This is a genomic window from Streptomyces sp. NBC_00510 (assembly GCA_036013505.1).
GTDB lineage: Bacteria > Actinomycetota > Actinomycetes > Streptomycetales > Streptomycetaceae > Actinacidiphila.
Window position 1 is genome coordinate 2,686,256 of the sequence record CP107851.1, and the last position, 22,024, is coordinate 2,708,279.

Here is a 22,024-nt window from a genome sequence, read left to right on the forward strand (position 1 = left end):
CCCACCCCGGAATGGAAGAACGGAACGGAGAAGGACATGCGCAAGTGGGGACCGCTGGTGGCGGTCTGCCTGGGCACCTTCATGCTGCTCATCGACGTGACGATCGTGATCGTCGCGCTGCCCGACATCGTGGACGCCCTGGACGCGTCGCTGTCCGACCTCCAGTGGATGATCGACATCTACGCGCTGGCACTGGCCGCCCTGCTGCTGGGAGCCGGCTCCGCGGCCGACGTGATCGGGCGGCGCCGGATGTACGTCGCGGGGACGGCCCTGTTCGCGGCGGCCTCCCTCGCCTGCGGACTCGCGCCCGGAGCGGGGGTCCTGGTGGCGATGCGCGCGGTGCAGGGGGTCGGCGCGACGGCGATGTTCGCCACGACGCTCTCCCTGCTCGGCGCGGCCTACCAGGGCCGCGACCGGTCGGTGGCGCTGGGCGTGTGGGGCGCGGTCAGCGGCGCGGCGGCGGCACTCGGGCCGGTGCTTGGCGGGCTGCTGACCCAGGCGCTGGACTGGCGCTGGATCTTCTACGTCAACCTGCCGGTGAGCGTCGTGGCGATCGCCCTGACGCTGCGGGTGGTGAAGGAGTCCCGGGGCCACGGCGGGGCCCGCATCGACTGGCCGGGCACGGCGTCCTTCACCGCCTTCGCCGGGCTGCTCACCTTCGCCGTGATCCGGGCGGACGAGGCCGGCTGGGCCTCGGCCCGTACGGCGTGGACGCTCGGCGGCGCGGTGGCGGCGCTGGTGGTGTTCGTGGTGGCCGAGCGGCGCGCCGCGCAGCCGATGCTGGACCTGGCGCTGTTCCGCAACCCCTCCTTCACCGCGATCATGGTCGGTGCGCTGGCGCTCAGCGCGACGGCCTTCGGCTTCCTGCCGTACACCTCGCTGTGGCTGCAGACGCTGCTCGGCCTCAGCCCGGTCCGCGGCGGCCTGGTGCTGATACCCCTGGCGCTGGCGGCGTTCGTGGCCTCGGCGGTGGGCGGCCGGTTCCTGCACGGGGCGCCGTACCGGCTGGTGATCGGCGGCGGGATGGTGCTCATCGGGGCCGGCGCGCTGGCCCAGGCGGTGCTGGACGCCGGTTCCGGCTGGGCCGCGCTGACCGCGGGCCTGGTGGTGGCGGGCCTCGGCGTCGGGCTGGTCAATCCGGCGATCGCGGGCGCCGCGCTGGCCTCCGTGCCGCCGCGGCGGGCCGGCATGGCGGGCGGGGCGGTCAACACCTTCCGGCAGCTGGGGTACGCGCTCGGCGTCGCCGTGTTCGGCACCCTGCTCTCCACGCGGATGGAGCTCTCGCTGAGCGACGCCGGGGCCCCCGCCGCGCACGCGACGGCCCGGGCGCTCGCGGGCGGTGGAGCGCGGGAGCTGCTGGCCCGGGTCCCCGCCGGCCGGCGTGCGGCGACCGACCACGCGCTGCACGCCGCCTTCGCCTCGGGCCTGAACGCGGCAGCCCTGGCGGCCGGTGTCGCCGGCCTGCTGGCGGGTGCGGTCGTGCTCGTCCTGGTGCGGGAACGGCCGGGCAATCCGGCGCCGGCCGCGGCACCCGAGCCTGTGGGGGCTGTAGAGCGGCCGTGATCCCCGCGAGGGGATTTGGTGGAGAGTCCGGGCGGGCCGCGGTCCGCCCGGAAACCGTCCTCCGGGTCCATGTTCCTTGCGGTAACCGGGAATCGGCTCGTCGCAAAGGTGTGAGGGAGCCCACGCGGGCCTTCACAGCCGATTGTCACGCCCCTCCCCTCCGCACGTGGTATCGGGTACGTTCTGTGACCGCCGAGGCGGTCGAGGAGCGACGTTGCGCGAGTTCACCATTCCCCCACTGGTGACGGCACCCCAAGTCGGAGGACTGGCGGACGCCGTGTTCGCCAATGCCGACGAGGAGCCGGACCGGATCGTGCTGAGCCGCCGCGCCGGAGCGGACGGCGCGGACTGGGAGCACGTCACGGCCGCCCGCTTCCGCGACGAGGTCCTGGCGGTGGCCAGGGGCCTGCTCGCCCAGGGGATCCGCTTCGGCGACCGGGTCGGCCTGATGTCCCGCACCCGCTACGAGTGGACCGTGCTGGACTTCGCGCTGTGGGCGATCGGCGCCCAGCCCGTCCCGATCTACCCCACTTCGTCCTCGGACCAGGTCCGTTGGATGCTGCACGACTCCGAGGCGGTCGCCTGCGTCGTCGAGCACGAGGACCACGCGATGACGATCGGCGCGGTCATCGACGAACTCCCCCACCTGACCCGGCTGTGGCAGCTGGACTCCGACGCGCTGTCCGAACTGGCCCGGCACGGCCTCTCCGTCGACGACGACCTGGTCCACCAATACCGCGAGGCGGTCACCCCCGACGCCACCGCGACGATCATCTACACCTCGGGCACCACCGGCCGCCCCAAGGGATGCGTGATCACCCACGGCAACTTCATGGCCGAGAGCGACAACGTCGTCGCCCGGTACGAGCCGGTCTTCCACAGCAAGCGCGGCGACGAGGCGTCCACCCTGCTCTTCCTGCCGCTCGCCCACGTCTTCGGGCGCATGGTGGAGGTCGCGGCCGTCCGCGCGAAGGTCCGGCTGGGGCACCAGCCCAACCTGGCCGCGGCCGAGCTGCTGCCCGCGATGGCCTCGTTCCAGCCGACCTTCGTGCTCGCCGTCCCGTACGTCTTCGAGAAGGTCTTCCAGGGCGCCCGCCGCAAGGCCGAGGCGGGGGGCAAGCTCGGGCCCTTCGAGAAGGCGGTGGAAGTGGCGGTACGGCACGCCGAGGCGATGGAGGCCCGGGCCTTCGGCACCGGTCCCGGCCCCAGCACCTCGCTGCGGATGCAGCACCAGCTGTACGAGAAGCTGGTCTACGGCAAGGTGCGCGCCGCCCTCGGCGGCAAGGTCCGGCACGCCTTCTCCGGCGGCTCGGCGATGGACCGGCAGCTGGGGCTCTTCTTCGACGGCGCGGGCGTGCGGATCTTCGAGGGGTACGGCCTCACCGAGACCACGGCCGCCGCGGTCGCCAACCCGCCCGAGCAGACACGTTTCGGCACGGTGGGCCTGCCCATCCCGGGCACCACGGTGCACATCGCGGACGACGGCGAGATCTGGGTGTACGGCGGCCAGGTCTTCAGCGAGTACCTCAACAACCCCAAGGCCACCGCGGAGGTCCTGCACGACGGCTGGCTCGCCACCGGCGACCTCGGCGCGCTCGACGAGGACGGCTACCTCACGATCACCGGGCGGAAGAAGGAGATCCTGGTGACCAGCGGCGGCAAGTCCGTCTCGCCGGTGGTCCTGGAGGACCGGGTGCGGTCCCACCCACTGGTCTCGCAGTGCGTCGTGGTCGGCAACGACCGGCCCTTCATCGGGGCGCTGATCACCCTCGATCCCGAGGGCGTCGGGCACTGGCTGACGATGCGGGCCAAGCCGCAGCTGCCGATCGCCAAGCTGATCCACGACGCCGACCTGGAGACGGAGATCCGGCGGGCGGTCGTCGCCGCCAACACGCTCGTCTCCCAGGCCGAGTCGATCCGCACCTTCCGCATCCTGGCCGGGCAGTTCTCCGAGGAGGGCGGGCTGCTCACGCCCTCGCTCAAGCTGAAGAGAAGGGCGATAGAGAAGGCGTACACCCGAGAGATCGAGGCCCTCTACCACGCCTGAGGCGGGCGCTGGGGGTGCCGGGGAATGCCGCCGCCGCGGAGATCGTTGAAATGGGGATCAACGTTGAGTCCTCCTCCGACGACGTAAGGACGACCTGCTCGTGAGCACGGTTCCCGACATCACCCTGAACAACGGCGTCACGATGCCCCAGCTCGGTTTCGGCGTCTGGCAGGTCCCGGACGACGAAGCCGCCACCGCGGTCGCCACGGCCCTGGAGGCCGGCTACCGCAGCATCGACACCGCCGCGCTCTACCGCAACGAACGCGGCACCGGCCGCGCCATCGCCGCCTCGGGCATCCCGCGCGAGGAACTGTTCGTCACCACCAAGCTGTGGAACACCGACCAGGGCCACGACAACGCCCTGCGCGCCTTCGACGCTTCCCTGGACAAGCTCGGCCTGGACCACGTGGACCTCTACCTGATCCACTGGCCCACCCCCGCCCGCGGCCTGTACGGGGAGACCTGGCGCGCCCTGGAGAAGATCCACGCCGACGGCCGCGCGAGGGCGATCGGCGTGTCGAACTTCCCGGTCGCCCAGCTGCAGCACCTGCTCGACGAGGGCGGCGTCGTACCCGCCCTCAACCAGATCGAGCTGCACCCCAACCTCCCCCAGAGCGAACTGCGGGCCTTCCACGCGGCCCACGGCATCGCCACCGAGGCCTGGTCGCCGCTCGGCCAGGGCCGCGGCCTCCTCGACGAGCCGGCGCTCGCCGCCCTCGCCGCCAAGCACGGCAGGACCCCGGCCCAGGTCGTCCTGCGCTGGCACCTCCAGCTCGGCAACGTCGTGATCCCCAAGTCCGTGACCCCGTCGCGGATCCGGGAGAACATCGACGTCTTCGGCTTCGAGCTCGACGGCGAGGACCTGGCCGCGATCGAAGCCCTCGACAACGGCGGGCGCCTCGGCCCGGACCCGACGTCGTTCAACTGACGCGCGCGGACGAGCCGCGGGGCGGCGGCGGGCCGTCCGGGCCTGCCGCCACCCCGAGCGGTCAGACGTCGCCGGCGACGACCGGGTAGTGGTCCGAGTAGTCGTCGAAGGTGTAGGTGGTGCCCCAGCTGGTGACCGACCACAGCGGCGAGTGCTCGTCGACCACGCGGTTGTTCCAGCGGGCGGGGCGGGCGTGGCCGTTGCGCAGGAGCGCGTGGTCCAGACGCTGCGCGGGCTCGTCGGGGTAGCGGTCGTACGCGACGGAGTTGGTCGCGGGGTCGAAGCTGGCGGCCGGACCGGGGTCGGCGTCGGGCGCCGCGACGTCCAGGTCGGCGAGCATGCCGGCGTACTCGGCACCGCCGGCGTCGGTGTTGAGGTCGCCCACGATGACGACCGGCTCGGCGGCGGGGATCGCCCGGGCGTCGAGGAAGGCGTCGATCTCCCGGTTCTGGGCGGAGCGCACGCCCGCGGCCTCGCCGCTGCCGCAGGCGGAGTCGTCGGCCTGGGTGTGCGTGCCGACGACGTGGACCCGCGTGCCGTTCACGTCGAGGACGACGTACACGAAGCCCTTGTTGGAGAACCAGTCCGCGCCGCACGCGTCGCCGTACACGTGCTGGACCTTCTCCAGGATCGGCCACTTGCTGAGGACCGTCACACCGCCGTCCTCGGGCGTGAGCGAGCTGTACGCGCCCTCGGTGCGGTCCCAGCCGCTCTTGGACCGGCCCAGCACCGGGGTCTGGTAGGGGTAGCGGCTCCTGAGGTTCGCCTGCAGCCGGTCGGAGGCCCCGTTGTCGAACGCCTCCTGGAAGACCAGGACGTCGGCGCCCTGGACGTAACCGGAGGCGGCGATGAGGTCGGCGCGCTGCAACTGACCCCAGTTGGGGTAGAGGGTGCGCGGCAGCATCATCACGTTGCTGGTGACCAGCCGCAGCGGGGGCGCCGCGGTGGTGACCGTGGGGGCCGCGGCCGCGGTGGCCGTGGGGCTCGCGGTTGCGGTTCCGGTGCCGGCGGCGCCGGCGGACGAGGCGATGAGCAGGACGAAGGCGCAAGCGGCGGCGGCTCTGCCGTGTCTCACGGGCTCTCCTGGAGTCGGGTGGAGCTCGGTCGCGGAAACAGCGTGAGACTAGGGGCAGTTGGTTACCACTGGGTAGATGGCGGGCGGCTAGCCTACGGACGTGCTGGACTACGAGGAGCAGGCCGCCATCTACGACGCCACCCGCGGCGGCGTCCCCCGGGCCGAGGCCGCGGCCGCCGCCGTGCTCGGGCTGATACCGCGGACGGCCCGGACGGTGCTCGACATCGGCTGCGGCACCGGGCTGGTCACGGCCCGCTACACCGGCCGCCCCGGCCTGCGCGTGCTCGGCGCCGACGCCGCCCTGGCCATGACCCGACTCGCCGTCCGCCGGGTGGGGCCGGGGATCGTACAGGCCGACGTACGCCGGCTGCCGTTCGCGACCGCCTCGCTGGACGCGGTGACGGCCGTGTGGCTGCTCCATCTACTGCCGGACGCGCCCGCGGTGATCGCCGAGTGCGCTCGGCTGCTGCGCCCCGGCGGGGTGCTCGTCACCACCGTCGACAAGGACGCCGGGCACGACGTGGGCAGCGACGTCGACGCCCTCCTCGCGCCGTTCCGCACGCGGGTGGCGTACGACGCGGAGGAACGGGTGGTGCGGCAGGCCGCCGCGCACGGCCTGCGCCCGGCGGGCGGGGCCCGCTTCGCCGGCCACGGCCAGGGCCGCACCCCGCGCGACCTGGCCGCCCGCATCGCGGCGGGCGACTTCGCCTCCGCCCTCACCCTGCGCGACGGCGACACGCAGGCCCTCGCCGGCCGCCTGGCCGCGCTGCCCGGGCAGGACACCGCCCGCCCCGACCCGCTCTACCGGCTGCTCGCCCTCGTCAAGGACTCCCCCGCAGCGGCGGCCCGTTGAGCGGTCCGGTCAGCCGGCCGGCCGCGGCTGCGGCCCCGCACCTGGGTTACGGTCGGGGGATGACGACGACCACGGCGGGGGTGGGGACGCTGCTGCGCGGCTGGCGCGAGCGGCGCCGGATCAGCCAGCTGGAACTCGCCCTGCGCGCGGACAGCTCGGCCCGGCACATCAGCTTCATCGAGACCGGCCGCTCCCGCCCCAGCCAGGCCATGGTCCTGCGGCTCGCCGAGCACCTCGACGTACCCGTCAGGGAACGCAACGCCCTGCTCATCGCCGCCGGTTACGCCCCCGCGTACCCGGAGACCCCCTTGCGCGACCCCGCGATGCACCCGCTGCGCGAGAGCCTCGACCGTCTCCTGGCGGCCTACGACCCCTTCCCGGCCCTGGTCCTGGACGGCATGTACGACGTCGTCGCCGCCAACCAGGGCGTGGGCGCCCTGCTCGAGGGCGTCACCCCGCACCTGCTGCGGCCGCCGCTCAACGCCATGCGCCTCACCCTCCACCCCGAGGGCATGGCCCCGCGCATCCGCAACTTCCGCCAGTGGCGCGGACACCTGCTGGAGCGGATCGAGCGTCAGATGACGATGAGCGGCCACGAGCCGCTGCGCGCCCTGTACGAGGAACTGACGGCCTACCCCGCCCCGCCCAGCCTGCACGACCCCGCCGAGGATTCCTCCGCCTCCGGCGACACCGAGGTCTTCCCCTTCGCCCTGCCGATGCGCATCGAGCACGGCGGCCGGGTGCTGTCCTTCATCTCGACGGCCACCACCTTCAACACCCCCATGGACGTGACGGTCTCCGAGCTGGCGATCGAGACCTTCCTCCCCGCCGACCCGGAGACCGCCGCCGCCCTTCCGTCCCTCACGCCGCCGGCAGCCGGTCCAGGAAGCCGCTGACCGAGCGGATCCGGCCGTCCTCCGCGAGCGTGATCACGTCGGACCCGGCGATCGGCGCCGTCCCGGGCTCCGCCCCGGCGGGCCCCAGCTCCCAGGCGAAGCGCGCCACGTCGTGATGCCCGTCGACCTCCCCCACGGCCGTGAACACGAACCCGGGAAACCGCTCCCCCACCCCGGCGATCAGCGCCCCGATCCCCTCGTGCCCCGCCACCTGCGCCAGTGGGTCCGTGTACGTACCGTCCTCCACCCACGCGGCGGCCACCGCCTTCGCCCGCGCCTCCGCGTCCGCGGCGCTGTTCCACGCCTCGAAGTAACGGGCGACGGCGGCCTCGTACCGGTTCTGCGACATCACGGTCCTCCTCATCCGGGCTGTGTGGCCCGGGCGGACGGGGTGGAGTGCGCCACCCCGTCCGCCCGGTACAACCACCTTGCCGGGGCCGCCCCGAGGGGTCGATTACGCCCGGGGTAATGGCGGATCCCGCCCCTTCCCGGGAAGGCAGCGCACGGCCGGAGCCGGATGGGGACCCACCGGGACCGACCCGGCCCGGGCTCGACCAAGTGCCAGGAAAAATCTCGGGCGGGCCGATGATCGGTCTGTTAGCTTCAGTTGCCCGTGACGTCGCCCGAGGAGGTGAGACCCATGAACGCTGCAGCTCTGTGGGTGCTCCCCCTTGCCGTCACGGTCTGGCGATTGACGTAGGTGTCGCCGGGAGCGCCTCGACAACAAGGCACTCCCGAAAGGCACACACCCATGCACTCTCTGCAGTTCACCGCCGAGTCGTCGATGAACGGCGTGGTCGAGCGCGACTTCACCGTGGACGGGGTCCCCGGTGTTCTCTGGTCACCGGCTTCCGGTGCCGAGCGCGCGCCCTTGGTCCTGATGGGGCACGGCGGCGGCAACCACAAGAAGCACCCTGCGATGTCCGGCCGGGCGCAGCGCCTGGTGAGCGGCTGCGGCTTCCACGTCGCCGTCCTTGACGCGCCCGGTCACGGCGACCGGCCGCGGACGGCGCACGACGAAGCGGAGATCGCCGAGCTGTTCCGGGCGAGGGCGGCCGGCGAGCCGGAGGGCCCGATCGTCGTCCGCTACAACGACTACTTGTCGGCGCTCGCCGTGCCCGAGTACCAGAAGCTCCTGGACGCCCTCCAGGAGCTTCCGGAGATCGGCACCGACGGGCCGGTCGGCTACTGGGGCATCAACATGGGCACCGCGATCGGCGTGCCGTTCGTGGCAGCCGAACCCCGGATCACGGCTGCGGTCTTCGGCCAGCACTGGCCCGACGTCCTGGCCGAGAAGGCGCAGCAGATCACCATTCCGATCGAGTTCGACCTGCAGTGGGACGACGAGCACATCTCCCGCGAGGAGGGACTCGCGCTGTTCGACGCCTTCGCCTCGAAGGAGAAGTCATTGCACGTGAACTCGGGCAAGCACAAGGAGCTGCCCCGCTTCGAGGCCGACAGCGCGGTCCGCTTCTTCGCCCGGCACCTCGGCGAAGCGGTCACCGCGTCGGCTTGACATACGCGGTTGCGGCGCCCGTCCCGGTTGCCGGTACGGGCGCCGCAACTGCGGCCTCGGATCGAGCGCGTCGCGGGGAGGTCATCATGGGCGGATGCCGCATTCGCCAGTACACCTGCCCACCGCTCTCGTCGCGAGGTACCGGGCGGTCGACCGGGAGGTCGTGGGTTCCGCGCTCGTCGACACGCCGCGCCATCTCAACGCGCTGACGGCGGACATCGGCACGCACGGGATCCTCGTGCCGCTCCGCCTCGGCTTCAACGAGGAGTTCGCGACGCTCGACGGCAACCACAGGATCGCCGTGGCCATCCGGCTGGGCCTGGCAGAGGTCCCGGTGGCGTTGGCCGCGGAACCGCTGCTCCCCCGGCCAGGTCACGCGCGGCCCATGCTTCCCGAGGACCGTGCGCCACGGCGAGGTTGGCCCCCGAGCACTCGCCGGCGTAGGCGTCGTCCCCGGGCCTCAGCACGGGGCCCGACACGGCGGACGCCAGCCTCCTGGCGTCCCGTGCCGGCGTACACCCCGGAGACCTACCGCAGGCTGGGCGAGGTGAAGGCGCGGTACGACCCGGACAACCTCTTCCGGTTCAACCACAACATCCCGGCCGCGCGATGATGAGCCCTCACCACCACGTCGTGGGGTAGACCTGCCGCCTCAAGCGGGAGGAGACCATCTGCACGGCGACGAGGAGCACCGTGCCGGCGGCCAGCAGCGGGACGAAATGGGTGGCGGACGGGGTGGTGAGCATGATCATGACGGCGGTGGCCATGGCCGGCGGATGGGGCGTCCTGAGCAGCAGCACCAGCCCGCAGGCGATGCCGCAGCCCACGACGGCGGCCCAGGGGCCGTGCCAGCCGAGGGCCAGCACCCCGAAACACACGAGGCAGGAGAGCATGTGGCCGCCGATGACGTGGCGGGGCTGGGCGAGGGGGGATTCGGGGGTCGCGGTGACGATCGCCATCGTGGCCGCGAGCGGCGGCACGAGCACCGTCTGGTGCGTGAGTGTGCCCAGGGCCACCAGCACGGCCAGTCCGACCGAGGTCGTGACGGCCGCCGAGGCGATCGTCCGCGGGGGCAGCCGCGGCAGGTGGTGCTTGCGGCGGCGTTCGGGCGCCGGCTCCGCCTCGTGGGGTACGGCGTCGGCGGTCCTGGTCGCCCCGGGCGCGTCAGTCGCCATGGGGGTGACCGGTCTCGGGGCGGGGCGGGGCACAGGCCCCCGGGGCGCGCGGAATCAGCATGGGGACTCCTCGGAACCATCCCCGTATCCGGCCCACGGCGGCTCTTCCGTGACGACGGGGATCACGCCCTCGATCGTGGCGTCGCCGCGCGGGACGCGTCCAAGACCGCCTTCCTATCGCTTGATCGAAGGCCTCTATCGATCCGCCCAGGCTCGCGCCGGGAAGTTCATCCGCCGTGGCCCTAACGGACCGCGCGCACCTTGGAGATCAGCAGTCCGCCGAGCAGCGTGACGAGCGCGGTCGCGAGGTACAGGCCGGTGTAGCCGCCCAGGTGGGCGATGACGGGGGCGGCGACGGCGGGGGCGAGCACCTGGGGGCCGGAGTTGGCGATGTTGATGACGCCGAGGTCCTTGGCCCGGTTCTCGGCGGCCGGGAGGACCTGGGTCACCAGGGCCTGGTCCACGGCCAGGTAGATCCCGAAGCCGGCGCCCAGCACCGCGGCCGCGGCCATGGCGGCGGGCCAGGTGTGGACGCAGGCCAGCAGGACCGCGCCGAGGGCCATGACGACGGCGCAGAGCCGGACGAAGCCCTTGCGGCGGCCGGCCCGGTCGGAGAGCACGCCCACCGGGACGGCGGTGAGCGTCGCGCACAGGGTGTAGATCAGGGTGAGGACCAGTACGCCGGTGTCGGGGTCCTCGAGGCCGACCGAGTCGGTGAGGTAGTAGAGCAGGTACAGCGTGCCCATCGCGTTGCCCAGGTTGATCAGGAAGCGGGTCAGCCAGGCCCAGCCGAAGTCCGGGTGGCGGCGCGGGCTCACCCACAGGCCGGCGACCAGGCGCCGCGGGTCGAGGGGCGGACGCAGCGCGCGGGGCAGCGCGGGTTCGCCGAAGCGGAGCACGAAGGGCAGCGCGAGGACGACGGTCAGCAGCGCGATCGTCGCGTAGCCCGAGGCGACCCCGGTCACCACGGTGGTCGTGACGACGGCGCCGATGACCAGGCCGAGGGACTGGGTGATGCCGGTCCACCCGGAGACCTCGGCGCGCTGGGCGACCGGCACCCGGTCGGCGATGGGCGTGGTGACCCCGGCGAGCATGGCGTTGAGCCCGGCCTGGGCGAGGCACCAGCCGAGGGCCACGCCGAGGACGGTGTGCTGACCGGACGTGACCAGCAGTCCCGCCGCCCCGGCCAGCGCGCCGCCGACGATCCACGGCCGGCGGCGCCCGAAGCGGGAGGCCGTCCGGTCGGACAGGGCGCCGGCCACGGGGTTGGCGACCATCGCGACCAACGCGCCGGCGCCGGTCACCCAGGACAGCGCCGTGTGCTTCCCGGCCGGGTCGATGTGTTCCAGCTGCAGCGGCAGCAGGATCTGGATCGGGGTCATGAAGGCCATGAAGACGGCCAGCGTGGCCAGGCTGAGCAGGGCGGTCCAGGCCGGACGGACCCGGGCGACCGGTTCGGCCGACAGGGTGTCCGGGGTGTGGGCGGCGTCCTCACCGGTGTGGCGCATGCGGTTCCCCCTGCAGCACCCGAGAACATGAGGTCATCTCATGTTCGCGCGAGTGTAGTGCCGGGCCGGCGGGCCGCCAAGGGATACGGGCGAATCAGGGCGCGGTGCGGCGTGCCTGCGCGATGAGCTCCCGGTACCAGTGGTACGAGGCCTTCGGTGTCCGCCGCTGGGTCGCGTAGTCGACGTGGACGAGCCCGAAGCGCTGGTGGTAGCCCTCGGCCCATTCGAAGTTGTCCAGCAGCGACCAGGTGAAGTAGCCGCGGACGTCGACCCCGCGGGCGTGCGCGGTCTCGACGGCCTCGATGTGGGTGCGCAGGTAGTCGATGCGGGCCTCGTCCCGGACCTCGCCGTCTGCCGAGGGGTGGTCGGCCTGGGAGCAGCCGTTCTCGGTGATCCAGACGGGCGGGAGCGCGGCCCCGTACCGCGCGTCGAGACCGGTGAGCAGTTCGGTGAGGCCTTCCGGCACCACCGGCCAGCCGAAGGCGGTGCGCGGGTACGGGAGGCCCGGGACGGCCGCGTCCGGTTCCAGGATGTCGAAGGGCAGGCCGGCCTCCGCCGAGGGGGTGGCGATCCATGTGGGGTTGTAGTAGTTGACGCCCAGGCCGTCGAGGGGTGCGGCGACCACCGCGAGGTCGCCCTCGTGGACCACGCCGCCCCACGTCGGGTCGGTCAGCCCGTACGCGGACAGGTCGGGGTAGCCACCGAGCAGCAGCGGGTCGGTGAACAGCCGGTTGTGCAGGGCGTCGTAGGCCGCGGCGGCGGCGTGGTCGGCGTCGGTGGCGCCCTCGCGGGTCCGCACCGGGGTGCAGTTGTTGGCGATCAGCACCTGCGCGGGGACGGCGGCGTGCGCGCGCAGCGCGGCGGTGGCGAGCCCGTGCCCGAGCAGCTGGTGGTGGGCGACGGGCAGCGCCTCCAGCATCAGGGCGCGGCCGGGGGCGTGGGTGCCGAAGGCGTAGCCGAACACCATGTGGACGAAGGGCTCGTTGAGGGTGATCCAGCGCGTGACCCGGTCACCGAGGCGCCCGGCGACGACGGCCGCGTACTCGGCGAAGTGGCGGGCCGTGTCCCGGTTCAGCCAGCCGCCCTCGTCCTCCAGCGCCTGCGGGAGGTCCCAGTGGAAGAGGGTCGGCGTGGGGGTGATGCCGGCCGCGAGGAGTTCGTCCACCAGGCGGTCGTAGAAGCCGAGTCCGCGCGGCTCGACGCGGCCCCGGCCCTCCGGCAGGACGCGCGGCCAGGAGATCGAGAAGCGGTAGGCGTCGAGCCCGAGGCCTTTCATCAGCGCCACGTCCGCGGTGTGGCGGTGGTAGTGGTCGCAGGCGACCTCACCGGTGTGGCCGTCGCGGATCGCGCCGGGCCGGGCGCTGAAGGTGTCCCACACGGACGCCCCCTTGCCGTCCTCGGCGACGGCGCCCTCGATCTGGTACGCGGCGGTGGACGCACCCCAGCTGAAGGAGGCGGGAAGCGGGGACATCGGGATCCTCTCCTCTGCGGAACGCGATGAACATGAGGAATGCTCATGTTGGATCTCGCCAACGTACACCCGATCCGGCAGAGTGGGACCATGCAGGCACGTGCGAACCCGTCCGGTCCCCTCCGCCGCCGCCCCGTGCAGCAGCGCAGCCAGGAACGTTTCGACCGGATCCTGGACGCCTGCGCACACCTGCTGGACGAGGTCGGCTACACGGCGCTCACCACCAAGGAGGTGGCCCGGCGCGCGGAGGTCCCGATCGGGACGCTGTACCAGTTCTTCCCCGGCGTCGACGGGCTGCTCGGCGCGCTGGCCGGACGGAACCTGGGGCACTTCGCCGACCGGCTCGCCCGCCGGGTGGAGGCCGAACGCCCGCCGCGGATCGGGGCGATGGTGGACCTGGCGATCGAGGAGTACGTCGCGATGCGCCGCGCCGTACCGGGCTTCGGCGTGGTGGACTTCGGGGCGATCGGCCGCGAGGACCCCCGCAGCGTCCACCTCCTCGACGCGGTGCTGGAGAACAACGCGGCCGTCGCCGACCGGCTCTGGTTCCTCGTCGGCGGGCTGCTCGGCGACCAGGACCAGGCCGCCGCGCGCGTGCGGCTGCACGTCGCCCTCGAGTCCGCCGACGCGGTCCTCCGACTCGCCTTCCGCCGGGACCCCGAGGGCGATCCGGTGCTCATCGCCGAGTGCAAGCGGCTGCTGCGGGGCTACCTCGGAGGCTGACGGACACGCCGGAGCCCCGTGGTGCCGTCAGGGGGCGTCACGGGGCTCCGGTGCGTGCTGCCGGCCGGTTGGTGTGCCGGGGTCAGCCCTTGCGGGCGGTGACCTCCGCGGTCAGCTGCGGTACGACCTGGAACAGGTCACCGACCACGCCGTAGTCGACCAGCTCGAAGATCGGCGCCTCCGGGTCCTTGTTCACCGCCACGATCGTCTTCGAGGTCTGCATACCCGCCCGGTGCTGGATCGCACCCGAGATACCCGCCGCGATGTACAACTGCGGCGACACCGACTTACCCGTCTGACCCACCTGATTGGTGTGCGGATACCAACCCGCGTCCACCGCCGCACGCGACGCACCCACCGCCGCACCCAGCGAGTCCGCCAGCGCCTCGATCACCACGAAGTTCTCCGCACCATTGACACCCCGACCACCGGACACCACGATCGCCGCCTCGGTCAGATCCGGACGCCCCGTCGCCTCCCGCGGCGTACGCGCCACCACCTTCGTACCCGTGGCCAGCGCACCGAAGACCACCGCCAACTCCTCCACCGCACCCCCGGCCGAAACAGCCTCCACCGGCGCCGAGTTCGGCTTCACCGTGATCACCGGCACGCCGGTCGTGACCCGCGACTTCGTCGTGAACGACGCCGCGAACGCCGACTGCGTAGCCACCGGCCCCTGCTCACCGGCCACCACATCCACCGCGTCGGTGATGATGCCCGACCCCAACCGCAACGCCAGCCGCGCCGCGACCTCCTTGCCCTCACCCGAGGACGGCACCAGCACCGCCACCGGACTCACCACACGCACGGCCGCCTCCAGCGCATCCACCTTCGGCACCACCAGATACTGCCCGAACTCCCCAGCCTCATTGACCAGCACCCGGGTCGCACCATGCTCACCCAGCACACCCGCCGCCGCACCGGCACCCGCACCCAGCGCCACCGCCACCGGCTCACCCAGCCGACGCGCGATCGTCAGCAACTCCAGCGTCGGCTTGCGGACCGCACCATCCACATGATCGACATAAACCAGGACTTCACCCATGGGACTACCTACTCCTGCGCACTCGATGAAAGGGGGCTTCAGATGAACTTCTGGCTCGCGAGGAACTCCGCGAGCTGCTTGCCGCCCTCGCCCTCGTCCTTCACGATCACACCGGCCGTCCGCGGCGGACGCGCCACCGCCTCATCCACCGTCGACCACGCACCCGCCAGACCCACCTGCCCCTCCTCGACACCCAGGTCGGACAGATCCAGGGACTCCACCGGCTTCTTCTTCGCCGCCATGATCCCCTTGAACGACGGATACCGCGCCTCACCCGACTGATCCGTCACCGACACCAACGCCGGCAACGACGCCTCAAGCTGCTCACTGGCGGTGTCACCATCCCGGCGACCGGACACCACACCACCCTCGACCTTCACCTCCGACAGCAACGTCACCTGCGGCACACCCAACCGCTCCGCCAGCAAAGCCGGCACCACACCCGCCGTCCCATCGGTGGACGCCATCCCCGTCACCACCAGATCGAACCCCGCATGCTCGACCGCCTTCGCCAGCACCAGCGACGTCCCCATCACATCACTGCCGTGCAAACCGTCGTCCTCGACATGGACCGCCCTGTCCGCACCCATCGACAACGCCTTGCGCAACGCGTCCTTCGCATCCTCCGGACCCACCGTCACCACGGTCACCTCGGCGTCACCCACCGCCTCCGCGATCTGCAGCGCCTGCTCCACCGCATACTCGTCCAGCTCCGACAGCAGACCATCCACCGCATCCCGATCCGTGGTCAGATCCCCCGCAAAGTGACGATCACCCGTGGCATCAGGCACGTACTTCACTGCGACAACGATCCTCAAGCTCACTTGATGTCCCTCCACACTCTCGGTTTGCTGATTACGGCAGGTTGCGGGCCATGACGATGCGCTGGACCTGGTTGGTGCCCTCGTAGATCTGGGTGATCTTGGCGTCGCGCATCATCCGCTCCACCGGGTAGTCCCGCGTGTACCCGTAACCACCGAGCAGCTGCACCGCGTCCGTGGTGATCTCCATCGCCGCGTCCGACGCGTAGCACTTGGCCGCCGCACCGAAGAACGTCAGGTCCGCGTCCGAACGCTCCGACTTCGCCGCCGCCGCGTACGTGAGCTGCCGCGCCGCCTCCAGCTTCATCGCCATGTCCGCCAGCATGAACTGGATGCCCTGGAACTCGGCAATCGCCTTGCCGAACTGCTTGCGCTCCTTGACGTAGCCCTTGGCGTAGTCGAGCGCGCCCTGCGCGATGCCGATGGCCTGCGCGGCGATCGTCACCCGCGTGTGGTCCAGGGTGCGCATCGCCGTGGCGAAGCCCGTGCCCTCCGCGCCGATCATCCGGTCCGCGGGGATCCGCACGTTGTCGAAGTAGACCTCGCGGGTGGGCGACCCCTTGATGCCCAGCTTCTTCTCCGGGGCGCCGAAGGACACGCCCTCGTCGCCCTTCTCCACCACGAAGGCCGATATGCCCTTGGAGCGCTTCTCCGGGTCGGTCACGGCCATGACGGTGTAGAACTCGCTCACGCCCGCGTTGGTGATCCACCGCTTGACGCCGTTGAGCACCCAGAAGTCCCCGTCGCGCACCGCGCGCGTCTTCATCCCCGCCGCGTCCGAGCCGGCCTCCGGCTCCGACAGGCAGTACGAGAACATCCCCTCGCCACGCGCCAGCGCCCCGAGGTACTTGGCCTTCAGCTCCTGCGAGCCCGACAGCTGCACCGGCAGCGAGCCCAGCTTGTTCACCGCCGGGATCAGGGAGGAGGAGGCGCACACCCGCGCCACCTCCTCGATGACGATCACCGTCGACAGGGCGTCCGCACCCGCGCCACCGAAGGCCTCCGGCACGTGCACCGCGTGCAGGTCGTTCGCCTCCAGCGCGTCCCGCGCCTCCTGGGGGAACCGCCCGAGCTCGTCCACCTCGGCCGCGAACGGCGCGATCTTCGCCTCGGCCAGCGAACGCACCGCGTCCCGGAGCATGTCGTGCTCCTCCGACGTCCGGAAGAGGTCGAAATTGTCACTCACGTCCGTTACTCCAGTCCGCGTCAGCTTCCATGGCATCGAGTACCCTCAATTATGCACACTCAGTGCCATCGATCGACTGACCCCCGGTGTTAGGTTCGCCTCCATGACCACGAAGCCCCCGATGCGGGACGCCCTCGTCGCAGCGGCCTTCCAGCTCTTCCTCGAACGCGGCTACGAGGCGACGACGATCGACGACATCGTCGCCCTCGCCGGCGTCGGGCGCCGGTCGTTCTTCCGCTACTTCCCCTCCAAGGAGGACGTGGTCTTCCCCGACCACGAGGGCGCGCTCGCCGACATGACCCGTTTCCTGGAGGCCAGCGCCGACACGGACGACCCGGTGACGCGGGTCTGCGACGCGGCCCGCCTGGTGCTCACCATGTACGCCGAGAACCCGACCTTCTCCGTGCAGCGCTACCGCCTCACCAAGCAGGTGCCCGGGCTGCGGGCGTACGAACTCTCGGTCGTGTGGCGCTACGAGCGCGCGATCGCCGACTACCTCGGGGCCCGCTACGCGGACCGCCCCGACGGCAAGCTCCGGGCCGACGTGATCGCGGCGGCCGTGGTCGCCGCCCACAACAACGGCCTGCGCACATGGCTGCGTTCCGGCGCGGAGGGCGACGCCGGCGCGGCCGTGGACCACGCGATGGAGTTCGTCCGCGCCGCCTGGAACGGGGACGGCGCCGCCCGGCAGGGCACCCCGGAGGCGGAGGACGACGTGGTGATCGTGATCACCAAGCGGCGGACGCCCATGTGGCGGGTCGTCCGGGAGATCGAGGCGGGTCTGACGGAGGAGGGCTCCCCCACGTAAGGCACTCAGTGCCTTTTCAAAGTGCACTCAGTGCCATATCGTGTGCGCCATGAATGACCGGACTCTCGACGCGCACGACGAATCGGTTGACGGCGGGCTGCTGGTCCAGCGCTGCCGTTGGTGCGGCAACACCGCCTTCCAGCGCCTCCTCTGTCCCACCTGCGCCTCCACGGAGCTCGACGAGGTGCGCAGCGACGGTACGGGGGTGATCGTCCGCTCGATGCGGGACGCCTCCCTCGTCGACCTCTCCGAGGGGTTCTCGGTACGGGGCCGGATCGTCGGCGCCTTGCCGATGCAGGTGCGCAGCGGCGCGCGCGTGCGGGTGGCCCGGACGGAGCGCGCCGATGCGGGCGAGCTCGTCTTCGAACTCTGCGAGCCGCCGGTGTCCCCGTACACCTGGTAGTCGCCCCGGCCCCGCGACGCGCCACCGGCCGGGCCCCCGACGGGCCGGTCCCGTGGGTCAGTTGTGCTCGGGGTGCTGGTACTGCCGGGACTGCAGCAGGTACATCTCGCGGAAGTCGCCCGTGCCCGCGCCCGGCCGCATCAGGTCGGCGAAGGCGCCGTGCTCGACGACGCGTCCCCCGTCCAGGACGTAGATCACGTCGGCGTGGCGGACGCTGTGCAGGCGGTGCGTGATCAGGACGACGGTCTGCCCGTCGGCGGCGAGCTCCCGGATGAGGTCGAAGACCCGCTGCTCGGCCTGGGCGTCCAGGGCGCTGGTCGGCTCGTCGACGATGAGGATCCGGGCGTCGCGGTACTGGGCCCGGCTGAGCTGGAGCCGCTGCCACTGGCCGCCGGATATCTCGTGACCGCCCTTGTACCCGCGGCCCAGCAGGGTGTCCCAGCCGCGGGGCAGGCCCGCGACGACCTCGTCGGCGCCGGAGTAGCGGGCGGCGGCGTCCAGGCGCTCGTCCGTCAGGAGGGCGTCGGGGCGGCCGATCCCGACGTTGACCCGCGCGGTGAACGGCCAGCGGTAGGCGTCCTGCGAGACCAGGGCGATCCGGTCGGTGATCTGCCGCCGGTCGGCCTCGGCCGCGTCGACGCCGTCCCAGCGGATCCGTCCGGAGTCCGGCGTGTAGAGCCCGCACAGCAGCTTGGCCAGGGTGGTCTTGCCGCTGCCGTTGCGTCCGACGAGGGCGACGACCTGGCCGATGGGGATGGTGACGTCGACCTCGCACAGGGCCGGCGGCCGCACGAGCGGGGTGCCGGGCGCCGCGGCGGCGGTGACCGGGTAGCTGAAGGTCACCTTCTCGAAGCGGACGGCCTCGACCCGCTCCGGCAGGTCGAGCCCGCCGCGCGGGATCACCCGGCGGTCCGCCTCGGCGCACAGCCGCTCCAGGTCGGCGACGAACAGCGCCTCCTCGTGCAGGTAGCCGAGTTGGACGACGAGCCGGTCCAGGGCGGAGGACCCGGTGCGGATGGCGATCACCGCCGTGCCGGCCACGGACAGCCCCATGGCCCCGCTCCACAGCAGCGCGCCCAGTGCGCCGTACGTGGCCGCCGTCGCCACCCCGGTCCACGCCGAGGCGACCAGTCCGGTGCGCGCCGCGAGCCGCGCGAGCCGGGTCTGCTCCCGCTCGCCGTTCTCGGCCATCGCCCTGAAGTGCCCCAGCAGGAACGGCCCGAGGTCGTGGACGCGGACCTCGGGCGCCGCCTGCGTCTCGATCAGCAGGCGTCCCAGCAGCTGCCCGGCGCGGGCGTGCTGCACCCAGTTGTGGAAGGAGATGTACCGGCGGCGGGCGATGGTGAGCGCGCTCCAGGCACTGGGCAGGGTCATCACCGCCAGCAGCGGGAGCAGCCCGGGGTGCAGGACGGTGAGCACGCCGGCCGCCGCGACCAGCGAGATCAGCGCGTTGACCACCGACGAGCAGAAGTTGATCATCCGCCGGGCCGACGCGGCGCCCCAGGACGCCGAGTCGAGCAGCTTGTGGAACTCGTCGTCCTCCACGGCCGCGAGCTCCACGCGGGCGACGCGCTCCAGGTACATCTCGGTGGCCGCCCGTTCCACGGTCGGCTCCAGTTTTCCGGTGCCGGCCGTGGAGGCCGAGCGCAGCACCGCCCCGGTCAGTGCGGCCGCGGCCACGAGCACCAGCGCCGGGGCGGCGCCCGTGAGCCGCTCGGCGGTCCCGCCGGGCACGAGCAGCCGGGCGAGCACCCAGTTGACGGCGACCAGGCCCACCGCCTGGGCGACGCCGCGGCCCGCCTCGGCCAGCGCCACGACGCGCAGGGCCCGCGGATCGGCCCGGTGGGCCAGACGCACGGTGGTCCCGACGAGCTGCGGGAGCCGCCGGAGCATCGCCCGCAGCCCCAGTTCCAGGAAGGAGCCGTCGTGCTTGTTCCAGCCCATGTCGTACCGCAACGGCCCGCCGAACAGCAGCCGTTCGGACTCCGACACCTCTTCCGGCGCGAGGACGTCCGGGTTTCCCGGGGCTTCCTGCCGCTTCCGCCTGGTCATGAGCGTCCCCCTCGGCGGCGGCCGCGGCACGGTGCCGTGGCGGCCTTCCCACAGGGTGCTCCTCACGGCGGCGCCGTGTGGCCCGCTCCCGTCAGTGCGCCCCGTCCCCGCTCCCGGCGGCCCCGTTCCCGCCCCCGTCGGCGCCGCCTTCCGCCCAGGCGCGGTAGGCCTCGACCGCCGTCGGCAGGGTGGGGAAGACGCGCTCCCGGCCCACCGACCCGGTCAGGCCGTACGCGTCCAGGTCGTCCAGCAGGTCCTTCTTGACGCGGGCGAGCGCGAGGACGATGCCGCGGGCGGCGAGTTCGCGGCGCAGGGCGTCCAGGGCGTCCAGGGCGGTGATGTCGACCTCGACGTTGGCCTCGGTGTTGAGGACGAACCACCGCACCGGGTCGTGCTGCCGGTCGACGGAGGCGAGGGCCCGGCGGCGGAAGTCCTCGGCGTTGGCGAAGAAGAGCGGCGAGTCGTAGCGGTAGACGAGCAGACCGGGGATCGTGCGGGCCTCTGGGTAGTCGTCCACGTCGTGCATGCCGGCCAGGCCCGGCACCAGGCCCTCGACGGCGTCGTGCGGGCGGGCCACCCGGACCAGCATCTCCGCCACCGACAGGGCGACGGCGACCATGACGCCGTACAGGATGTCCAGGGCGAGCACGCCCACCAGGCACGCGAGGGCCAGCAGCAGCTCGCGGCGGCGGAACGACGCCAGGCGGCGGAAACCGGCGAGGTCGATCAGCCGGCAGGCGGCGAAGACCACGATGGCGCCGAGGACGGTGGATGGCATCGCGGACAGCGCCGGGTTGAGGAACAGCAGGACGCAGACCACCGCCACCAGCGTCACCAGGGAGTACAGCTGGGTCCGGCTGCCGGCGGAGACGCCGAGCGCGGTGCGGCTGGCGCTGCTGCTGACCGGGAAGCCGTGCAGGACGCCCGACCCGAGGTTGGCGGCGCCCAGGGCGAGCAACTCCTGGTTGCTGTCGAGGCGGTCGGCGTCCTGGCCGGCGAAGGCCCGTGCGGTGAGCACGAAGTCGGTGTAGCCCACCAGCAGCACGCCCACCGCGGGCAGCAGCAGGTGCGCCAGGTCGCCGGGGGTGGGGAGGGCCGGCCGGGGCAGTCCGGAGGGGACCTCGCCGATGACCGCGATGCCGTGCCCCTCCAGCCCGAAGACGCCGACGACGACCGTGCCGGCGACCACGGCGAGCAGCGGACCGGGCGCGCGCGGGGCGTACCGCTGGACGAGGAAGAGGAAGAGCAGCGCGGACGCGGCGAAGGCCACCGTCCCCGCGTGCGCCTGCGGCAGGTGCGTCACGAAGGAGACCAGCTGGGGGAAGAACTCCTCTCCCGTGACCGGCACCCCGGTCAGCTTGGGCAGCTGGTCGATGATCATGATGCAGGCCACCCCGGCCAGGTAGCCGACGAGCACCGGGCGCGACAGCAGGTCGGCGACGAAGCCCGCCCGTACCGCCCACGCCACCACGGCCAGCAGGCCGACCACGACCGCGAGCGCAGCGGCGAGCACGGCGTAGCGGCCGGGGTCCCCCGCGGCCAGGGGCGCGACCGAGGTAGCCGTCATCAGCGCGGTGGTGGACTCCGGGCCGACCGACAGCTGCCGGGACGACCCCAGCAGGGCGTACAGCGCGAGCGGGGCGAGGGCGGCCCACAGCCCGGCGACTGGCGGCAGCCCGGCCAGTTCGGCGTACGCCATGACCTGCGGCACCAGGTACGCCGCCACCGTGACGCCGGCGAGCAGGTCGCCGCGCAGCCATGCCCTGCGGTAGCCGGCCAGGGTGGCGAGGCCCGGCAGCAGTCCGCGCCAACCGCGCTTCGCGGCGGACCTCGCGGGCGGCGGGGCGGGCTTGGAGACGGCGGACGGCATGGGCCCATCCTCCCCGACGACCCCGTGTTGGGGCCGGTCGGCCCCTCCTCGCGCTCCCGGGTGGCGGAGGACCCTGGAGGTGAC

At 72.5% G+C, this 22,024-nt stretch carries 20 protein-coding genes; 10 read left to right on the forward strand and 10 right to left on the reverse strand.

Annotated features, from left to right (window positions below; translation table 11 throughout):
• Nucleotides 1–36 precede the first annotated feature (36 nt).
• The 3 genes from OG937_11825 to OG937_11835 all read left to right on the forward strand — a co-directional run bounded on the left by OG937_11825 (nucleotide 37) and on the right by OG937_11835 (nucleotide 4,538).
• Nucleotides 37–1,563: an MFS transporter gene (locus OG937_11825; protein ID WUD72315.1), complete on the forward strand. Its 1,527-nt coding sequence runs from the start codon at nucleotides 37–39 to the stop codon at nucleotides 1,561–1,563.
• Nucleotides 1,564–1,777: 214 nt separating this feature from the next.
• The gene (locus OG937_11830; GenBank protein ID WUD72316.1) at nucleotides 1,778–3,610 is read left to right on the forward strand and encodes an AMP-dependent synthetase/ligase; all 1,833 of its coding nucleotides are present in this window, start codon (nucleotides 1,778–1,780) and stop codon (nucleotides 3,608–3,610) included.
• A gap of 142 nt (nucleotides 3,611–3,752) precedes the next feature.
• On the forward strand, nucleotides 3,753–4,538 hold the full coding sequence (locus tag OG937_11835; GenBank protein WUD78717.1) for an aldo/keto reductase: 786 nt from the start codon (nucleotides 3,753–3,755) through the stop codon (nucleotides 4,536–4,538).
• Nucleotides 4,539–4,599: 61 nt separating this feature from the next.
• Here the strand turns inward: OG937_11835 and sph are convergent, their stop codons facing one another.
• The gene (sph, locus tag OG937_11840) at nucleotides 4,600–5,613 is read right to left on the reverse strand and encodes a sphingomyelin phosphodiesterase (protein ID WUD72317.1); all 1,014 of its coding nucleotides are present in this window, start codon (nucleotides 5,611–5,613) and stop codon (nucleotides 4,600–4,602) included.
• Between the two features lie 100 nt (nucleotides 5,614–5,713).
• On the opposite strand from sph, the gene OG937_11845 reads away from it, so the two are divergent.
• Nucleotides 5,714–6,466, forward strand: a complete 753-nt coding sequence (locus OG937_11845) for a class I SAM-dependent methyltransferase (GenBank protein ID WUD72318.1) — start codon at nucleotides 5,714–5,716, stop codon at nucleotides 6,464–6,466.
• Between the two features lie 59 nt (nucleotides 6,467–6,525).
• Nucleotides 6,526–7,362, forward strand: a complete 837-nt coding sequence (locus OG937_11850) for a helix-turn-helix transcriptional regulator (protein ID WUD72319.1) — start codon at nucleotides 6,526–6,528, stop codon at nucleotides 7,360–7,362.
• Here the strand turns inward: OG937_11850 and OG937_11855 are convergent.
• Complete coding sequence (locus OG937_11855) at nucleotides 7,328–7,711, reverse strand: nuclear transport factor 2 family protein (protein ID WUD72320.1); 384 nt, start codon at nucleotides 7,709–7,711, stop codon at nucleotides 7,328–7,330. The genes OG937_11850 and OG937_11855 overlap by 35 nt on opposite strands.
• 402 nt (nucleotides 7,712–8,113) lie before the next feature.
• Here OG937_11855 and OG937_11860 point away from each other — a divergent pair, with 402 nt between their 5' ends.
• Both OG937_11860 and OG937_11865 read left to right on the forward strand, forming a co-directional pair.
• The gene (locus OG937_11860; protein ID WUD72321.1) at nucleotides 8,114–8,878 is read left to right on the forward strand and encodes an alpha/beta hydrolase; all 765 of its coding nucleotides are present in this window, start codon (nucleotides 8,114–8,116) and stop codon (nucleotides 8,876–8,878) included.
• 94 nt (nucleotides 8,879–8,972) lie between these two features.
• On the forward strand, nucleotides 8,973–9,491 hold the full coding sequence (locus OG937_11865) for a BBE domain-containing protein (protein ID WUD72322.1): 519 nt from the start codon (nucleotides 8,973–8,975) through the stop codon (nucleotides 9,489–9,491).
• A 7-nt stretch (nucleotides 9,492–9,498) separates the two neighbouring features.
• On the opposite strand, the gene OG937_11870 is transcribed toward OG937_11865, so the two are convergent.
• The 3 genes from OG937_11870 to OG937_11880 all read right to left on the reverse strand — a co-directional run bounded on the left by OG937_11870 (nucleotide 9,499) and on the right by OG937_11880 (nucleotide 13,032).
• A complete protein-coding gene (locus tag OG937_11870; protein WUD72323.1) occupies nucleotides 9,499–10,053 on the reverse strand; it encodes an HPP family protein in 555 nt (184 codons plus the stop codon).
• Nucleotides 10,054–10,295: 242 nt separating this feature from the next.
• On the reverse strand, nucleotides 10,296–11,561 hold the full coding sequence (locus tag OG937_11875; GenBank protein ID WUD72324.1) for an MFS transporter: 1,266 nt from the start codon (nucleotides 11,559–11,561) through the stop codon (nucleotides 10,296–10,298).
• 94 nt (nucleotides 11,562–11,655) lie between these two features.
• A complete protein-coding gene (locus OG937_11880; GenBank protein ID WUD72325.1) occupies nucleotides 11,656–13,032 on the reverse strand; it encodes a GH1 family beta-glucosidase in 1,377 nt (458 codons plus the stop codon).
• Nucleotides 13,033–13,122: 90 nt separating this feature from the next.
• On the opposite strand from OG937_11880, the gene OG937_11885 reads away from it, so the two are divergent.
• Complete coding sequence (locus OG937_11885) at nucleotides 13,123–13,755, forward strand: TetR family transcriptional regulator (protein WUD72326.1); 633 nt, start codon at nucleotides 13,123–13,125, stop codon at nucleotides 13,753–13,755.
• Nucleotides 13,756–13,837: 82 nt separating this feature from the next.
• On the opposite strand, the gene OG937_11890 is transcribed toward OG937_11885, so the two are convergent.
• Genes OG937_11890 through OG937_11900 form a run of 3 tightly spaced genes read right to left on the reverse strand, consistent with a single transcriptional unit; the run spans nucleotide 13,838 to nucleotide 16,807 of the window.
• Nucleotides 13,838–14,800 carry an electron transfer flavoprotein subunit alpha/FixB family protein gene (locus OG937_11890; protein ID WUD72327.1) on the reverse strand — a complete coding sequence of 321 codons (963 nt, stop codon included), beginning with the start codon at nucleotides 14,798–14,800 and terminating at the stop codon, nucleotides 13,838–13,840.
• 38 nt (nucleotides 14,801–14,838) lie between these two features.
• Entirely contained in the window at nucleotides 14,839–15,624 is a 786-nt protein-coding gene (locus OG937_11895; protein ID WUD72328.1) for an electron transfer flavoprotein subunit beta/FixA family protein, read from the reverse strand.
• Nucleotides 15,625–15,655: 31 nt separating this feature from the next.
• The gene (locus OG937_11900; protein WUD72329.1) at nucleotides 15,656–16,807 is read right to left on the reverse strand and encodes an acyl-CoA dehydrogenase family protein; all 1,152 of its coding nucleotides are present in this window, start codon (nucleotides 16,805–16,807) and stop codon (nucleotides 15,656–15,658) included.
• A 103-nt stretch (nucleotides 16,808–16,910) separates the two neighbouring features.
• On the opposite strand from OG937_11900, the gene OG937_11905 reads away from it, so the two are divergent.
• Together OG937_11905 and OG937_11910 are read left to right on the forward strand one after the other, a co-directional pair.
• On the forward strand, nucleotides 16,911–17,615 hold the full coding sequence (locus OG937_11905; GenBank protein WUD72330.1) for a TetR/AcrR family transcriptional regulator: 705 nt from the start codon (nucleotides 16,911–16,913) through the stop codon (nucleotides 17,613–17,615).
• A 49-nt stretch (nucleotides 17,616–17,664) separates the two neighbouring features.
• Nucleotides 17,665–18,018, forward strand: coding sequence for an OB-fold domain-containing protein (locus OG937_11910; GenBank protein WUD72331.1), 354 nt, complete (start codon nucleotides 17,665–17,667; stop codon nucleotides 18,016–18,018).
• Between the two features lie 57 nt (nucleotides 18,019–18,075).
• Here OG937_11910 and OG937_11915 read toward each other — a convergent pair whose 3' ends face one another.
• Complete coding sequence (locus OG937_11915; GenBank protein WUD72332.1) at nucleotides 18,076–20,070, reverse strand: ABC transporter ATP-binding protein/permease; 1,995 nt, start codon at nucleotides 20,068–20,070, stop codon at nucleotides 18,076–18,078.
• A gap of 91 nt (nucleotides 20,071–20,161) precedes the next feature.
• Nucleotides 20,162–21,940: a sulfate permease gene (gene sulP, locus OG937_11920; protein ID WUD72333.1), complete on the reverse strand. Its 1,779-nt coding sequence runs from the start codon at nucleotides 21,938–21,940 to the stop codon at nucleotides 20,162–20,164.
• Nucleotides 21,941–22,024: the final 84 nt, after the last annotated feature.

Bases quoted from the DNA above. Each gene is read 5' to 3' on its own strand.
- OG937_11825 (WUD72315.1), top strand. From the start codon at position 37: ATGCGCAAGTGGGGACCGCTGGTGGCGGTCTGCCTGGGCACCTTCATG.
- OG937_11835 (WUD78717.1), top strand. From the start codon at position 3,753: ATGCCCCAGCTCGGTTTCGGCGTCTGGCAGGTCCCGGACGACGAAGCC.
- OG937_11850 (WUD72319.1), top strand. From the start codon at position 6,526: ATGACGACGACCACGGCGGGGGTGGGGACGCTGCTGCGCGGCTGGCGC.
- OG937_11855 (WUD72320.1), bottom strand. From the start codon at position 7,711: ATGTCGCAGAACCGGTACGAGGCCGCCGTCGCCCGTTACTTCGAGGCG.
- OG937_11860 (WUD72321.1), top strand. From the start codon at position 8,114: ATGCACTCTCTGCAGTTCACCGCCGAGTCGTCGATGAACGGCGTGGTC.
- OG937_11865 (WUD72322.1), top strand. From the start codon at position 8,973: ATGCCGCATTCGCCAGTACACCTGCCCACCGCTCTCGTCGCGAGGTAC.
- OG937_11870 (WUD72323.1), bottom strand. From the start codon at position 10,053: ATGGCGACTGACGCGCCCGGGGCGACCAGGACCGCCGACGCCGTACCC.
- OG937_11875 (WUD72324.1), bottom strand. From the start codon at position 11,561: ATGCGCCACACCGGTGAGGACGCCGCCCACACCCCGGACACCCTGTCG.
- OG937_11880 (WUD72325.1), bottom strand. From the start codon at position 13,032: ATGTCCCCGCTTCCCGCCTCCTTCAGCTGGGGTGCGTCCACCGCCGCG.
- OG937_11885 (WUD72326.1), top strand. From the start codon at position 13,123: ATGCAGGCACGTGCGAACCCGTCCGGTCCCCTCCGCCGCCGCCCCGTG.
- OG937_11890 (WUD72327.1), bottom strand. From the start codon at position 14,800: ATGGGTGAAGTCCTGGTTTATGTCGATCATGTGGATGGTGCGGTCCGC.
- OG937_11905 (WUD72330.1), top strand. From the start codon at position 16,911: ATGACCACGAAGCCCCCGATGCGGGACGCCCTCGTCGCAGCGGCCTTC.
- OG937_11910 (WUD72331.1), top strand. From the start codon at position 17,665: ATGAATGACCGGACTCTCGACGCGCACGACGAATCGGTTGACGGCGGG.
- OG937_11915 (WUD72332.1), bottom strand. From the start codon at position 20,070: ATGACCAGGCGGAAGCGGCAGGAAGCCCCGGGAAACCCGGACGTCCTC.
- sulP (WUD72333.1), bottom strand. From the start codon at position 21,940: ATGCCGTCCGCCGTCTCCAAGCCCGCCCCGCCGCCCGCGAGGTCCGCC.